Genomic DNA, 14,870 nt, shown 5'->3' on the forward strand with positions numbered 1-14,870 from the left:
CGGGAGACTCCCGGCGCCGTCTGGACCGCGCCCGGGCAGGTGAGCAGTTCAGTGAACTTCTGGGACTACCTCGGCAACCGTCACCAGCAGTTGCTGACCGACGCCTACCAGCACGCGAGCGCCGTCTTCCAGTGCATGGTCGTGGCGACCGTCATCGGCGTCCTGATCGGTGTCGTCACGTACCGCAGCGACTGGGCCGGCAATCTGGCCACGACCGCGACGTCCACGATCCTGACCATCCCGTCGCTCGCCATGATCGGTCTGCTGATCCCCGTCGTGGGACTCGGCGTGGCCCCCACGGTGATCGCCCTGACCCTGTACGGCCTGCTGCCCATCGTGCGCAACGCCATCGTCGGTCTGCGCGGCGTCGACCCCTCGCTGGTCGACGCGGCGAAGGGCATCGGGATGTCGCGGACCGCACGCCTGGTCAAGGTGGAGCTGCCGCTCGCCTGGCCGCCGATCCTGACCGGCATCCGCGTCTCCACGCAGATGCTGATGGGCATCGCGGCCATCGCCGCGTACGCCTCGGGTCCGGGCCTGGGCAACGAGATCTTCCGCGGCATCGGCTCGCTCGGCAGCAAGAACGCGCTCAACCAGGTGCTCGCGGGCACGCTCGGGATCATCGTCCTGGCCCTGCTCTTCGACGCCGCGTACGTCCTGATCGGCCGCCTGACCATTTCGAGGGGTATCCGTGTCTGAGACCACCGCGACTTCCACCGACGGGGCGACGGCCGCGGGCGCGGCGGCCCCGAACGCCACCACGGGCGCGACGATCGAGCTGGAGAACCTCACCAAGCGGTACGCGGGCAGCGGCGATCCCGCGGTGGACAGCGTGAACATGGAGATCAAGGCGGGCGAGATCGTCATCCTCGTCGGCCCTTCGGGCTGCGGTAAGTCGACCACGCTGAAGATGATCAACCGGCTGATCGAGCCGACCAGCGGGCGCATCCGCATCGGCGGCGAGGACGTCACCGACATGGACCCGGTGAAGCTGCGCCGGAAGATCGGCTACGCCATCCAGTCGTCCGGCCTCTTCCCGCACATGACCGTCGCCCAGAACATCGCCCTCGTGCCGAAGATGATCGGCTGGAAGAAGTCGAGGATCACCTCCCGGGTGGAGGAGATGCTCGACCTCGTGGGACTCGACCCGGCCGAGTTCCACGGCCGCTATCCGCGCCAGCTCTCCGGCGGGCAGCAGCAGCGCGTGGGCGTGGCCCGGGCGTTGGCCGCCGATCCGCCCGTGCTCCTGATGGACGAGCCGTTCGGCGCGGTCGACCCGATCACCCGCGACCACCTCCAGGACGAGCTGATCCGCCTCCAGCACGAGCTGCACAAGACGATCGTCTTCGTCACGCACGACTTCGACGAGGCCATCAAGCTCGGCGACCGCATCGCGGTCCTGCGGGAGCGCTCGCACATCGCGCAGTTCGACACCCCGGAAGCCATCCTCACCAACCCCGCCGACGACTTCGTCTCCGGGTTCGTGGGCGCGGGCGCGGCCCTGAAGCGGCTCAACCTCACCCGCGTACGCGACGTGGAGATCGCCGACTTCGCGACGGTGACCGTCGACGACCCGCTCCAGACGATCTTCGACAAGCTGCGGTCGAGCGGCACGAACGAACTGCTGCTCCTGGACAAGCGCCGCCGCCCCTACAAGTGGCTGCGGCGCGGCGACCTGATGCGCGCCCAAGGGTCGCTTGCCCGTGCGGGCACCCTCGTGCACGACACGGTCACCCGCGACGCCACGCTGCGCGACGCGCTCGAAGCGGTCCTCACGGACAACGCGGGGCGGGTGGCGGTCACCGGGCGGCGCGGGGAGTTCACCGGCGTCGTGGACATGGCCACGCTGATGAACTCCGTCCACGAGATGCTGGAGGCCGACCGGCTCGACGCCGTGGAGCACCAGCACGAACTCCAGGAGCAGCGGGCCCTGCTGACCCACCACGAGCAGGAGGGCGACGGAGGGGCGGCGAAGGCGTGAGCGGCATCCCCGGGAACAACCCCCGGATCCCCGACCGCGCTCCGGCCCCCGACGGCGGTCCCGGGCCGCGGCCCGACGGCGAACACGACGTCAAGGGCCACCACTTCCGCGACACGGGCGAGGCCGAGCCGGAGCCGCCGCCCTCGGCGGCGGCGGTGGGCCGAGCCCGGCGGATCGGCTGGCCCAAGCTCACCGTCCTGCCGGTGTTCCTCGCCCTGATCCTGCTGCTGACCTGGTGGTGGTTCGAGCAGGCGGACCTGGACTCGATCTCGCGCAACGCCCTGGCGGACGGCAACGTCTGGCTGCGGCTGCGCCAGCACGTCCAGCTGACGGTGATCTCGACGTTCTTCGTGCTGATCATCGCGATCCCGCTGGGCATCCTGCTGACCCGCAAGAAGCTCCGCAAGGCGGCGCCCGGCGCGATGGCGCTGGCCAACATCGGCCAGGCGACGCCGGCGATCGGCCTCCTGGCCCTCCTGGTGATCTGGATCGGCATCGGCGAGAAGGCGGCCCTGATCGGCATCATCATCTACGCCGTCCTGCCGGTCCTCTCCAACACGATCGCGGGTCTGAACGCCAACGACCCGACGCTCCTGGAGGCGGCGCGCGGCATCGGCATGTCGTCCTGGGGCGTCCTCGGCAAGGTCGAGCTGCCGCTGGCCGTGCCGCTGATCCTGGCGGGGGTGCGCACCGCGCTCGTCCTGAACGTCGGTACGGCCACGCTCGCCACGTTCGGCGGTGGCGGCGGCCTCGGCGACCTGATCACCACCGGGATCACCAACCAGCGCATGCCGGTGCTCATGCTCGGTTCGATCCTGACGATCGCGCTGGCGCTCCTGGTGGACTGGCTGGCTTCGCTGGCCGAACTGCTGCTGCGTCCGCGCGGGCTGGAGGCCGGGTCATGAGGGTGACGTTGCGTACGGCGGCGGTCGGTGCGGTGGGCGGGGCCCTGCTCGTGGGCTGCGGGCTCACCAGCGGCAGCCCGATGGTGGACGACGTGAAGCCGGGCACGATCGGCGAGGGCCTGCCCCTGAAGGGCGTCGACCTCACCGTCACGTCCAAGGAGTTCACCGAGCAGCTGGTCCTCGGCGCGATCATGGGCATCGCCTTCGAGGCGGCCGGTGCGGACGTCCTGGACCGGACGGGCATCCAGGGCTCGATCGGCGCCCGCGAGGCCGTCAAGGGCGGCGACGCGGACGCCATGTACGAGTACACGGGCACCGCCTGGATCACGTACCTCGGCAATTCCGACCCCATCGACGATCCGCAAAAGCAGTGGGAGGCGGTGCGGAAGGCCGACGCGAAGAACGGCGTCACCTGGCTGCCGCCGGCCGAGCTCAACAACACCTACGCCCTGGCGATCAACCAGAAGAACGAGGCCAAGTACAAGCCGAAGACGCTCTCGGACGTGGCGGCCCTGTCGAAGAAGGACCCGGGCGCGGTGACGCTCTGCGTGGAGAGCGAGTTCTCCTCGCGCGAGGACGGCCTGCCGGGCATGCAGAAGGAGTACGGGATGAAGATCCCGAACTCGAACGTCACCAAGATGGACACCGGGATCATCTACACCCAGGTCTCCAAGGGGTCGTGCACGTTCGGCGAGGTTTTCACGACCGACGGCCGCATCAAGGCGATGAAGCTGTCGGTGATGGAGGACGACAAGCACTTCTTCCCCAATTACAACGTCGCCCCGGAGATCAACACCAAGGCGCTGGAGAAGCACCCGAAGATCGCGGAAGTCCTGGACCCCATCACCGAGAAGCTGAACAACACGGTGGCCCAGGAGCTGAACTCCAAGGTGGACGTGGAGGGTCAGGATCCGCACGAGGTGGCGCTGGACTGGCTGGTGCAGGAGGGGTTCGTGAAGGAGGGGTAGCCGGGCCGGGCGGGCCCGGAGCCGGAATCTCCCGCTCCGAAAGTTACAAAGACTTCGTTGCAAAGAAGGGGTTGCAACGGAATCTTTGCATCTCTACGGTGGAGCCATGACGGACGGCACGGCGGAACCAGAGTCCCCCAGGACCCACAAGGTCCACACCCTCACGCCCCGCTCCCTGCGGGGCCTGGCCCACCCGCTGCGGATGCAGCTGCTCAAGTCCCTGCGCAAGGAAGGCCCGGCCACCGCATCCCAACTGGCGGACCGCCTGGGCGAGTCGAGCGGTTCCACGAGCTACCACCTGCGTCAGCTCGCCGCCCACGGCTTCGTCGAGGACGCCCCGGAGCGGGGCAAGGGACGCGAGCGGTGGTGGCGGGCGGCGCACCAGGGGACGCGCCTGGACGAGTCGCTCATGCACGACCCGGACCCGGCGGTGCGCGGCGCGGTCAGCGTCTACCTCCACGAGGTCGCGACCTTCCACGCCACGGAGGTCTCCACCTGGATCGGCACCCAGCACGAATGGCCCCCGGAGTGGATCGAGAGCTCCGATCTCAGCGACTACACGCTGTGCCTGACGCCCGGGCTCACCACCGAACTGGCCGGCAAGATCGACGAACTCATCGAGAGCTACCGGGCGCTGGCGGTCGAGGAGGGCACTCCCGGCTCCGCGAGGGTCCGTCTGCACACCCACGTCTTCCCGACGCACTCCACCGAGTGAGAGGCCCCGCCATGCACCCCGACATCCACCTGCGCCTGCACCACGACCGCGCCGCCGAACTCCACCGCACGGCCCGCCCGGCTCCCGCACGGGAGCCCAGGCCCCCGCTGCGCACTCAACTGGGCTGGACCCTGGTCGAGTTCGGGCTTCGACTGGTCAACAGCTCGGAACTTTCCCGCCCCGGTCCAGGGAGCGCAGCGCGTCGACCGTGCCCTTCAGCGTCGTGACCGGGATCAGCCGCAGGCCCTTGGGCAGCTCGGCCTGAGCGTCCGAGCACTCGGCCTGCGGGACCAGGAAGACGGTCGCGCCGTCCCGCCGGGCGGCCTGCGTCTTCATCGCGACACCGCCGACCGGGCCGACCTCGCCGTCGTCGGAGATGGTGCCGGTGCCGGCGATCTTCCGGCCGCCCGTCAGGTCCCCGCCGCTGCCGTCGCCGTCGATCAGGTCGATGATGCCGAGCGACAGGAAGAGGCCCGCGCTGGGGCCGCCGACCTTGCCGAGGTCGACCTTCACCTTCACCTTGCCGGTGCCGTCGACGCCGTTCGCGGCGAGGTAGGCGAGCGCGGCCCGCGTGGCCGTGTCCTGTGACTCCTTCATGTCGCCGAGGTTGTGCTTCTCGACTTCCTTGACGTCGTCGCCGGTGGGGTACACCGAATCCTTGGGCATCACGGCCCGGTCCGTACGGAACCAGCCGTCCACCACGTCGCTCAGGCTGACGTCCATGTCGGGGCCCGTGGCCACGATGGTCGTCATCCGCAGCTGCCCCTTCGGCTCCCTGGTGGGCGCACCGGTGATCGTGATGACCGGCTTGCCCCCGCTTTCGCCCAGTACGTTCGCCGTCGACCCCGGCTGGGCCACGGCGAACGGCAACGGCGCCAGGGCCGTCACGGCGAGCAGGGCCACCACGGGGGCGGCGCAGACGGCGAGGGCCTTGGGGCGCGTGAGACTGGAGAGGGAGAACACGGGATCAATCTAACGTGACCGGTTCCGTGACCGGACCAGCGGACGGTTCCGGTACCGGTCAGCGGACGGTTCCGTGACCGGTCGGCGAACGGTTCCGTGACCGGTAGGCGGACGGTTCCGTGACCGGATCAGCGGCAGGCCTCAGCGCAGGGCGTCGGCCACTTCGCGGGCCGCGTCCACCACCCGCGGCCCCACCCGCTCCGGCACGGAGTCCGACAGCATGACGACCCCCACGCTGCCCTCGATGCCGGTGACCCCCACCAGGGGCGCCGCGGCCCCGCTCGCGCCGGCCTCCAGCTCGCCGTGCGTCAGCGCGTAACCGGGGTCGGTGGCGAGCCCCTGCCGGGCGGCGAGGATCGCCCGGCCCGCGGCGCCCCGGTCCAGGGGGTGCCGGAAGCCGGTCCGGTAGGCCACGTGGTAATCCGTCCAGGTCGGCTCCACCACGGCCACGGCCAGGGCCTCGGTCCCGTCGACCAGGGTCAGGTGCGCCGTCGCACCTATGTCCTCGGCCAGGGAACGCAGAGCGGGCAGCGCGGCCTCGCGCACCAGCGGATGCACCTGGCGCCCGAGGCGGAGCACCCCGAGGCCGACCCTGGCACGGCCACCGAGGTCACGGCGGACCAGGGCGTGCTGCTCAAGGGTGGCGAGCAGGCGGTACACCACGGTGCGGTTCACACCGAGCTTGTTCGACAGCTCGGTGACGGTGAGCCCGTGATCGGTGTCGGCCAACAGCTTGAGGACACGCAGTCCTCGGTCGAGCGTCTGGGAAGTCTCCGCGGTCACGACGCCCACTCCTTAGGTGAGGGTCGACGGCCCGTTGACGCGGCGGTTGCGTCGCCGGTCCCGTGGGCGACGCGCGTCAGAGGCCGCCGGTCGGAACTCCGGCTGCGCTCCGCGGCGGCGCTGCCACGGGGCGTGTACGTTGCGGGGACATTAGCGAGGCCGTCCCGCTCAGCGGAAGACTCCGTCCAGAATCCGGGCACGAGAGCGGTTGTTAGGGGCGCAATGCCCCATACGCGGGGCAGGTGGGCAGGGGTGCGCACGACTCCCGCACACGGAACCCACCCCTCCTCCCCCGTGCCGCGTACGGCCGTCCGCTCACTTCATGCGGGTGGCCCACTCGCCGACCTTCGCGATCCGCTGCCTCAGCTGCCCGGCGGTGGCCTCCGCGCTCGGCGGCCCGCCGCAGGTGCGCCGCAGCTCGGTGTGGATCACGCCGTGCGGCTTTCCGCTCTGGTGTACGTACGCGCCGACCATCGTGTTCAGCTGCTTGCGCAGTTCGAGCATCTCCTTGTGGGAGACCACGGGCCGCCGCTCGGCGGGCAGTTCGAGGAGGTCCGCCTCCTCGTCGGGCCGCTTCTTGCTGTGCGCGATCTGCCGGGCCTGCCGCTTCTGGAGCAGCATCTGCACCTGGTCGGGTTCGAGGAGGCCGGGGATGCCCAGGTAGTCCTGCTCCTCCTCGCTTCCCGGGTGGGCCTGCATGCCGAACTCGGCGCCGTCGAACAGGACGCGGTCGAAGACGGCGTCGGACTCCAGCGCCTCGAAGGAGAACTGCTCCTGCTCGCCGGTGTCCTCGTCCTCCTGCTTGTTCGCCTCGTCCATCTCCTTCTCGGACTCGGCGTAGGGGTCCTCCTCGCCCTCCTTCTTCGGCTTGTCGAGGACGTGGTCGCGCTCGACCTCCATCTCGTTGGCGTGGCCGAGGAGGTCGGGGACGGTGGGCAGGAAGACGGACGCGGTCTCGCCGCGCCGCCGGGACCGCACGAAACGGCCCACGGCCTGCGCGAAGAACAGCGGCGTCGAGATGGTCGTGGCGTACACGCCCACCGCCAGGCGCGGCACGTCGACGCCCTCGGACACCATGCGGACCGCGACCATCCAGCGGTCGTCGCTCGCGGTGAAGTCGTCGATCCGCTTCGAGGCGCCCGTGTCGTCGGAGAGGACGACGGTGGCCTTCTCGCCGGTGATCTCCCGGATCAGCTTGGCGTAGGAGCGCGCGGAGTCCTGGTCCGAGGCGATCACCAGGCCGCCCGCGTCCGGGATGGCCTTCCTGACCTCGGTGAGCCGCTGGTCGGCGGCCTTCAGGACGTTCGGCATCCACTCGCCGCGCGCGTCGAGCGCGGTGCGCCAGGCCTGCGAGATGGCGTCCTTGGTCATCGGCTCGCCGAGCCGGGCGGCGATCTCGTCACCGGCCTTCGTGCGCCAGCGCATGTTGCCGGAGTACGAGAGGAAGATGACCGGCCGGACGACGCCGTCGCCCAGGGCGCTGCCGTAGCCGTAGGTGTAGTCGGCGGCCGACCGCCGGATGCCGTCGTTCCCCTCCTCGTACGCCACGAAGGGGATCGGGTTCGTGTCGGACCGGAACGGCGTACCGGTGAGCGCGAGCCGCCGGGTGGCGGGCTCGAAGGCCTCCAGGCACGCCTCGCCCCACGACTTCGAGTCACCGGCGTGGTGGATCTCGTCGAGGATCACCAGGGTCTTGCGCTGCTCGACGCGGTTGCGGTGCAGCATGGGCCGCACGCCGACACCCGCGTACGTGACGGCGACGCCTTGGTACTCCTTGCTGAGCGGACCCGCGCTGTATTCGGGGTCCAGCTTGATCCCTATGCGGGCCGCGGCCTCCGCCCACTGCTTCTTCAGGTGCTCGGTCGGCGCGACCACCGTCACCTGCTGCACGACGTGGTGGTGCAGCAGCCAGGAGGCGAGCGTCAGCGCGAACGTCGTCTTGCCGGCGCCGGGTGTCGCGACGGCCAGGAAGTCACGCGGCTGCTCCTGGAGGTACCGCTCCATCGCCCCCTGCTGCCAGGCGCGCAGCTTGTTGGCGGTACCCCAGGGGGCCCGGCCGGGGAAGGCGGGAGAGAGGTGGTGCGATGCGGAGTTGGCGGCGGTGGTAGTCACGGTCTCCGGTATTTGACGGCTCGGGTACGTACGACAACCGGGCCACCCTACCGGTGATGTGTTGACGCCGGGCTGATGACAATGCGGGGTCCTGGGCGGGTGCGACGGGTGTCACACGGCTGCTCAGGCCGAGCGTTCCTTCAGGCGCGTGCCCACCCAGGCCCCGACCAGGGCGACCGCCGCCATGGGCAGGAACACGGCGACGAAGGCGCCCGGATGGGACCCGCCAGCCGCCCCGGCGCCGTGCGCGGCGCCCACCGCGCCGCCGCCGAGCGCGGCGAAGGCGGCACCTCCCACGGCCAGGAGCAGGGCGTTGGAGAGGCCGTCGGAGATCTGGAGGGCGGCGGAGTTCGCCCCGGCGTCCTTGGGCGGCGAGAGGCGCAGGAGCAGCACGCTGGTGGAGGCGATGACCATGCCCATGCCGAAGCAGCCGAACGCCCAGGCGACGGCGACGGTCCACACGGGCACGGCGTGGTTCAGCACACCGGGCGCCGCGGCGATGGCGGCGGCCACGAGCACCATGCCGGCCAGCATCAGCTTGCTCCGGTGGGGCTCCGCGCGGGGCCGCGACTGTACGTAGGAACCGAGCGCCCAGGTCGCGCCGCCCACGGCGAGCGAGAGCCCCGCCATGGTCGGGCTGAGCCCGCGCTCGGTGACCAGCATCAGCGGCACGAAGGACTCGGCGGCGATGAAGGACCCCGCGGCGATGCCCCGCAGCAGCACCACGGAGGGCAGGCCGCGCACGGCCCGGTAGGTGCCACGCGGCAGCAGGCCGAGGACGGCGGGCACGAGCACGGCGGCCCCGACGGCCGCCGGGAGCAGCGAGAGCCACCGCAGGTCCTGCCCCGCGTACTGGAGGAGCCCGGCGCCCAGGGAGATCCCGAGCGCGAGCCGGATGCGGCGGCGGTCGAAGGGCTCGGCGGGCGCCTCGGGGTCGACGGGCCCCGAGGCGGTGCGCCGGATGGCGGGCAGCGCGATGGCCAGCGGTGCCACGACGACGACGGGGATGCCGATGAAGACCCAGCGCCACCCCAGGTGCTCGGTGACGGTCCCGGAGACCAGCGGGCCCACCACGGACGGCACGACCCAGCTGGCCGCGAAGGCCGCGAGGATGGAGGGCCGCAGATGCTCCGGGTAGGCGCGGCTGACGACGACGTACAGCGCGACGATGACGAGGCCGCCGCCGAGCCCCTGGACCGCGCGGCCGAGGATGAACATCCACATGGCCCCGGCGGTCCCGGAGAGCAGCAGCCCCGCGGCGAACGCGCCGATCCCGCCGGCCAGCGGCCCCAGCGGCCCGCGCCGGTCGGCCCACTGCCCCGCGAGGACCATGCCGAAGAGGCTGGTGGTGAAGTACGCGGAGAACGCGAAGGCGTAGAGGGAGACGCCGTCCAGCTCGCGGGCGGCGACCGGCATCGCGGTCCCGACGGCGGTGGCCTCGAAGGCGATGAGCAGCACCACGGAGACGATGCCGAGGCTGAGCGCCCGGTAGGGCGCGCGCAGGACGCCGCCCTCCAGTTCGGAGGGCGGGGCTATCGGGGCGGCTGCGACTTCGGCGTCGCGGGGTTCGAGGGCGCTCATGTCGGCCAGCGTAAGGGGCGTGGCGGGCTGTGACCCCTGTCCGGGGTCGGTGACCTTCTGGTCCCTTGGTCGTACGTCTCCGCTACCGTCGCCGGCCCCACCGAGCGCGCCCGCCGCGAGCACCGCAGCAAGCAGGAACTCGCCATCGAGGCCATCCGCGACGCCCAGAACCGAGCCGAGTTGAAGGTCGATGACGTCCTGGCCGAGCGCTCACCGCAGCGCTCCCCACCACCCCGATCCACCACCCGGCGGCCCTGCTGGCCCACCGCCTAGCGGCGTTCCTGCCACCGGCGCTTCCGGCCGTTCCGGCGGCCCCACCACGCCCGGATCCCCTCCAGAACTGCGACCACTGCGACCGCGCCTTCCGCGCCCCGAGACCGGGCCACTGCCGCGACTGCGCTGCATCCCTCGCCACGGCAGCGGCGCAGTATATACGTGCCAGGATTTTGTATATACGCAAGGGAATGGGAGCGGTCATGACGAAGATGCTCATCGACATCGATGACGAAGCGCTCGCCGAGGCCCAGAAGATCCTGGGCACGGCGACCAAGAAGGACACCGTGAACCAGGCGCTCGCCGACATCAGGCAGCGCTCCGTGCGCGCGCAGGCCCGCCGCGAACTGGCCCAGCTCGTCGCCTCCGGCGCGATCGACCTCGACGCCCTCAACGAGAAGCACGGCTACGACTCCTACGAGGACCTGCACAAGCCCACCGACAAGGACCAGACGACCACCGCATGACCGTGAACTTCCTGGCCGACAGCTCGGCCCTCACGCTTCTGCTGCCCGACCTGGACGACCGCCACGGCATGAACCAGACGATCGACGCCGGACTGGTCGGGATCTGCGACGTGACCGAGCTGGAGTTGCTCTACACCGCCCGCTCAGCAGCCGACCGCGCCATCATTCTGCGCTCCCTGAACCTCGCCTACGCGTGGGTCCCCGTCCCCGACAGCGTCTACTCACGCGCACGTGAGGTCCAGCACGCGCTGACCAATCGCGGCGAGCACCGCGCACCGGGGGTCGTGGATCTGCTCATCGCCGCGACCGCCGAACTGACCGAGCGCACGCTGCTCCACCGTGACCACGACTTCGAGACCATCGCGCGGTGCACGGGACAGCCCACACTCTTCCTCGGACCCCCGCCTTCCTCGGATCCAGGCCCCTGAATCATGAACGCGGTATGGCAGTCCCGTTGCGGCACCCGTAGATCCCTTGAGTGAAACCGCCGGTCACGGCTAGGTTCGAGGAGTCAGGTCAACGACTTGGCCGTGTGCCCGAGTGGCTTAGGGGCTGGCCTGCAAAGCCAGTAACGCGGGTTCGATTCCCGCCACGGCCTCAAGCGAGCAAGAGATCAAGGGGTGGCCCCGTCCGGGGCCACCCCTTCGTCGTGGGCCCACGAGAACCAATTGCCCCAACTCCACAGTTATGTAACAGAGTTCATCCCCGCCACCACTCCCCCACATACTCCGAGGGCAGCACTTCAGCACCTCGACTCCAGGGGGAGAATTGCGTATCCACGCGAAGAGCGCGAAGAGAGCGTGCGCGGCCACCATCGCCACGGCAGCCGCCGTGGCCCTCGCGGCGGGCATGACCAGCCCTGCGTCGGCGAAGGTGGACCGCGCCGCCACGGCGACGGCCGGTGAGGCGTTCACGCCATCGGCGGCGGCCAAGTACCGCCTCACGCTCATCACCGGCGACCGCGTAACCGTCGACTCCACCGGCCACCTCGCCGCATTCGAACCGGCCGCGGGGCGCGAGCGGATACCCGTACAGACGCACCGCACGCCCTCGGGCCACACGCTGGTGATCCCGGCCGACGCCCGGCGCCTGATAGCCACCGGGAAAGTCGATCAACGCCTGTTCGACGCGACCGAGTTGAACAAGAAGGCCAATCGCGTCGCCCAGCGCAAAGGCATCAAGCTGATCGTCGGCTACGAGGGCGACGCGGACGCCGCCGTCAGGAAGGATGTCCGTGCCGCCGGTGGCACGACAGTCCGCCGCAGCCTGAAGACCCTGAACGCCGACGCCATCACGACCCCGAAGCAGGACGCCACCGCCCTGTGGGACGCCGTGACCCGGAAACAGGCCACCGCCTCCGGCATCAGCCGCGTCTGGCTGGACGGCACCCGCAAGGTGAACCTCGACAAGAGCGTGCCGCAGATCGGCACCGGCAAGGCGTGGGAAGCCGGGTTCGACGGCAAGGGCGTCAAGATCGCTGTCCTGGACACCGGCGTCGACGCCACACACCCCGACCTCAAGGGCCAGATCGCGGCCGAGAAGAACTTCTCGGCCGCCGCCGACGCCAAGGACCGCTTCGGCCACGGCACGCACGTCGCCTCGACCAGCGCCGGCACCGGCGCGAAGTCCGGCGGCAAGCTCAAGGGCGTGGCCCCCGGCGCCAAGCTCCTCAACGGCAAGGTCCTCGACGACGAGGGCTCGGGAGAAGACTCCGGGATCATCGCGGGCATGGACTGGGCGGCGGCCCAGGGCGCCGACATCGTCAACCTCAGCCTCGGTGGCGGCGACGAGCCCGGCATCGACCCGCTGGAAGCCGCCGTGAACAAGCTCTCCAAGGACAAGGGCATCCTCTTCGCCGTCTCGGCGGGCAACGACGGCGAACCCGGCACGATCGGCTCACCCGGCAGCGCGGACGCGGCCCTCACCGTCGGCGCGGTCGACGGCGTCGACAAGCTCGCCAAGTTCTCCAGCCAGGGCCCGCGCGTCGGCGACAGCGCCATCAAGCCCGACGTGACGGCGCCCGGCGTCGACATCACGGCCGCCGCGGCGCCCGGCAGCGTCATCGAGAAGGAGGTCGGCCAGAAGCCCGAGGGCTATCTGACGATCTCCGGTACGTCGATGGCGGCCCCCCACGTGGCGGGCGCCGCCGCCCTGCTCAAGCAGCAGCACCCGGAGTGGAAGTACGCCGAGCTCAAGGGCGCGCTGACGTCATCCACGAAGGACGGCAGCAGCGGTTACACGCCCTACCAGCAGGGTTCGGGACGTATCGCCGTTGACAAGGCCATCGGGCAGACGGTGATCGCGGAACCCGTATCCCTCAACTACGGCCTCCAGAAGTGGCCGCACACCGACGACAAGCCGGTCACCAAGAAGGTCACCTACCGCAACCTCGGCGACAAGGACGTCACCCTCGACCTCGCGGTGGCGGCCACGAACCCGAAGGGCGCCCCGGCACCGTCGGGCCTGTTCACGCTCGGCGCGAAGACGGTGAAGCTCCCCGCCGGCGGCACGGCGGCGGTCGACCTGACCACCGACACCAAGTCGGGCGGAACAGTCAACGGCACGTACACGGCGTACGTCGTGGCGACCGGCGGCGGCCAGTCCGTGCGCACGGCGGCCGTGGTCGAGCGCGAGGTCGAGCGGTACGACGTCACCCTGAAGACGATCGGCCGCGACGGACGGCCCGCGCCACACTACGAGCCGATGCTGTCGGCGATCACCGGGGACGACACGGGCCTCAACCTCTTCCCGTACGACACGTCCGGTACCGCCAAGGTGCGGGTGGCCAAGGGCAGTTACCTCATGGACTGGTCGGTCTACGTCGACCCGGACGACAGCGACAAGGGCACCGACTGGCTCGTCCAGCCGAAGCTGACCGTCGACAAGAAGATGACGGTGACGCTCGATGCCCGCAAGGCGAAGCCGGTGGACATCAAGGTGGCTGTGCCCGGTACGAAGCTGATCGCCGCGGACCCCCGCTACCTCTACGAGGGCTACGAGTCGGGGCCGATGACCGACTCCTTCAAGAGCCTGCGCACGGCGCACCTGGGTCCGGAGGTCCCCGACGGCCTGAGCCAACAGTGGCTCGGGACCTGGACGAAGGGCGCGGACACGCAGTACGACATGCTGCTCGGCGGCAAGGTCAAGAAGCTCGCGACCGGCTACACCAAGCACCTCAAGCCCGCCGACTTCGCCACGGTGAAGGTCGGCATGGGGGCGTCGGCCACAGGCCGCAAGGGCTCGCTGTTCCCTGCCGGATATCTCCCGGAGGCGGGCGGCATCTCGCGGATCATGCCGGAGCAGAAGCTGCCGCGCACCAGGACGCTGCACCTGTCCGCGCTCGGCGCCACGAAGTGGGGCATCGGCTTCGAGCAGTTCGGCGACAACGACGAGGACGGCAATCCGCTCCTGGAAGGCAGGTGGCAGACCTTCCCGCCGCAGACCTTCAAGGCGGGCCGGACGTACGGGAAGACGTTCAACACCGGCGTCTTCGGCCCGGCACTCGGCGGCTCCGGCACGGGCATCTTCCGCAAGGGCGACGAGCTGGGCGGCCGCATCCCCGTCGTGGCGGACGGAAAGGGTCACACGGGCTGGTCCCGCTACTCGTCGGCGAAGTCCACGCTGTACCGCGCCGGCACGAAGATCGCCGAGAACGCGGATCCGATGACCGGGGACGAGACCTTCAGGGTGCCTGCGGACGACGCCGAGTACAGGCTGACGACATCCGTGAAGCGCAGCGGAAAGCTGGCGCGGGCGACATCACGGGTGGACGCGAGCTGGACGTTCCGCTCGGCGCGGGCCGAGAACGCGCGGCTCCCCGCCTCCACGGTCCGCTTCAGCCCGAAGGTGGGCCTGGACAGCACGGCTCCGGCGGGCCGGACCCAGTCCGTACCGGTGAAGATGCAGGGCTCGGCGGCGGGAGCGGGGAACCTCAAGTCCCTTGCCGTGTACGTGTCCTACGACTACGGCCAGAGCTGGAAGAAGGTCACCGTCAGCGGCGGCAAGGTCAAGGTCAAGACGCCGCCCGCGGGCAAGGGCGTCTCGTTCCACGCGAAGATCACGGACAAGGACGGCAACAAGTCCACGCTGTCCGTGTACGACGCGTACTTCGGGAAGTAGCGC

13 protein-coding genes, 1 tRNA gene and 1 pseudogene are annotated in these 14,870 nt (G+C 70.3%); 11 read left to right on the forward strand and 4 right to left on the reverse strand.

What is annotated here, in order from left to right; translation table 11 throughout:
• The first annotated feature begins 51 nt into the window (after positions 1–51).
• The 5 genes from QBL25_RS17375 to QBL25_RS17395 all read left to right on the forward strand — a co-directional run bounded on the left by QBL25_RS17375 (position 52) and on the right by QBL25_RS17395 (position 4,569).
• Positions 52–699 (forward strand): ABC transporter permease, encoded by a 648-nt coding sequence (locus tag QBL25_RS17375; RefSeq protein ID WP_409062682.1) that lies wholly within the window; start codon positions 52–54, stop codon positions 697–699.
• A gap of 73 nt (positions 700–772) precedes the next feature.
• Positions 773–1,981, forward strand: coding sequence for a betaine/proline/choline family ABC transporter ATP-binding protein (locus tag QBL25_RS17380; RefSeq protein WP_409062683.1), 1,209 nt, complete (start codon positions 773–775; stop codon positions 1,979–1,981).
• Positions 1,982–1,986: 5 nt separating this feature from the next.
• Positions 1,987–2,886 carry an ABC transporter permease gene (locus tag QBL25_RS17385; protein ID WP_409062684.1) on the forward strand — a complete coding sequence of 300 codons (900 nt, stop codon included), beginning with the start codon at positions 1,987–1,989 and terminating at the stop codon, positions 2,884–2,886.
• A complete protein-coding gene (locus QBL25_RS17390; protein WP_409057949.1) occupies positions 2,883–3,854 on the forward strand; it encodes a glycine betaine ABC transporter substrate-binding protein in 972 nt (323 codons plus the stop codon). Before QBL25_RS17385 ends, QBL25_RS17390 begins: the two co-directional genes overlap by 4 nt.
• Before the next feature lie 106 nt (positions 3,855–3,960).
• The gene (locus QBL25_RS17395) at positions 3,961–4,569 is read left to right on the forward strand and encodes an ArsR/SmtB family transcription factor (RefSeq protein WP_409057950.1); all 609 of its coding nucleotides are present in this window, start codon (positions 3,961–3,963) and stop codon (positions 4,567–4,569) included.
• Positions 4,570–4,725: 156 nt separating this feature from the next.
• Here the strand turns inward: QBL25_RS17395 and QBL25_RS17400 are convergent, their stop codons facing one another.
• From QBL25_RS17400 to QBL25_RS17415, 4 genes are all read right to left on the reverse strand, one after another.
• Positions 4,726–5,532: a S16 family serine protease gene (locus QBL25_RS17400; protein WP_409057951.1), complete on the reverse strand. Its 807-nt coding sequence runs from the start codon at positions 5,530–5,532 to the stop codon at positions 4,726–4,728.
• Positions 5,533–5,673: 141 nt separating this feature from the next.
• Positions 5,674–6,315: an IclR family transcriptional regulator gene (locus QBL25_RS17405; protein ID WP_190080202.1), complete on the reverse strand. Its 642-nt coding sequence runs from the start codon at positions 6,313–6,315 to the stop codon at positions 5,674–5,676.
• Between the two features lie 315 nt (positions 6,316–6,630).
• Entirely contained in the window at positions 6,631–8,427 is a 1,797-nt protein-coding gene (locus QBL25_RS17410) for a DEAD/DEAH box helicase (protein WP_409057952.1), read from the reverse strand.
• 123 nt (positions 8,428–8,550) lie between these two features.
• Positions 8,551–10,008, reverse strand: a complete 1,458-nt coding sequence (locus tag QBL25_RS17415; RefSeq protein ID WP_409057953.1) for an MFS transporter — start codon at positions 10,006–10,008, stop codon at positions 8,551–8,553.
• 57 nt (positions 10,009–10,065) lie between these two features.
• Here QBL25_RS17415 and QBL25_RS17420 point away from each other — a divergent pair, with 57 nt between their 5' ends.
• From QBL25_RS17420 to QBL25_RS17445, 6 genes and pseudogenes are all read left to right on the forward strand, one after another.
• Positions 10,066–10,281: a hypothetical protein gene (locus QBL25_RS17420; RefSeq protein ID WP_409062685.1), complete on the forward strand. Its 216-nt coding sequence runs from the start codon at positions 10,066–10,068 to the stop codon at positions 10,279–10,281.
• Positions 10,212–10,406, forward strand: a pseudogene (locus QBL25_RS17425) (helix-turn-helix domain-containing protein); the annotation flags it as partial. The gene QBL25_RS17420 and the pseudogene QBL25_RS17425, both read left to right, overlap by 70 nt.
• A gap of 78 nt (positions 10,407–10,484) precedes the next feature.
• Positions 10,485–10,748, forward strand: a complete 264-nt coding sequence (locus QBL25_RS17430) for a type II toxin-antitoxin system VapB family antitoxin (RefSeq protein ID WP_409057954.1) — start codon at positions 10,485–10,487, stop codon at positions 10,746–10,748.
• Positions 10,745–11,176 carry a PIN domain nuclease gene (locus tag QBL25_RS17435; protein WP_409057955.1) on the forward strand — a complete coding sequence of 144 codons (432 nt, stop codon included), beginning with the start codon at positions 10,745–10,747 and terminating at the stop codon, positions 11,174–11,176. Before QBL25_RS17430 ends, QBL25_RS17435 begins: the two co-directional genes overlap by 4 nt.
• A 98-nt stretch (positions 11,177–11,274) precedes the next feature.
• Positions 11,275–11,346 (forward strand) — tRNA-Cys (locus QBL25_RS17440).
• Between the two features lie 251 nt (positions 11,347–11,597).
• Entirely contained in the window at positions 11,598–14,867 is a 3,270-nt protein-coding gene (locus QBL25_RS17445) for a S8 family peptidase (RefSeq protein WP_409062686.1), read from the forward strand.
• Positions 14,868–14,870: the final 3 nt, after the last annotated feature.

Source organism: Streptomyces sp. SYP-A7185, from assembly GCF_046103685.1.
Lineage (GTDB): Bacteria > Actinomycetota > Actinomycetes > Streptomycetales > Streptomycetaceae > Streptomyces.

Bases quoted from the DNA above. Each gene is read 5' to 3' on its own strand.
- QBL25_RS17390 (WP_409057949.1), top strand. From the start codon at position 2,883: ATGAGGGTGACGTTGCGTACGGCGGCGGTCGGTGCGGTGGGCGGGGCC.
- QBL25_RS17395 (WP_409057950.1), top strand. From the start codon at position 3,961: ATGACGGACGGCACGGCGGAACCAGAGTCCCCCAGGACCCACAAGGTC.
- QBL25_RS17415 (WP_409057953.1), bottom strand. From the start codon at position 10,008: ATGAGCGCCCTCGAACCCCGCGACGCCGAAGTCGCAGCCGCCCCGATA.
- QBL25_RS17430 (WP_409057954.1), top strand. From the start codon at position 10,485: ATGACGAAGATGCTCATCGACATCGATGACGAAGCGCTCGCCGAGGCC.
- QBL25_RS17435 (WP_409057955.1), top strand. From the start codon at position 10,745: ATGACCGTGAACTTCCTGGCCGACAGCTCGGCCCTCACGCTTCTGCTG.
- QBL25_RS17445 (WP_409062686.1), top strand. From the start codon at position 11,598: ATGACCAGCCCTGCGTCGGCGAAGGTGGACCGCGCCGCCACGGCGACG.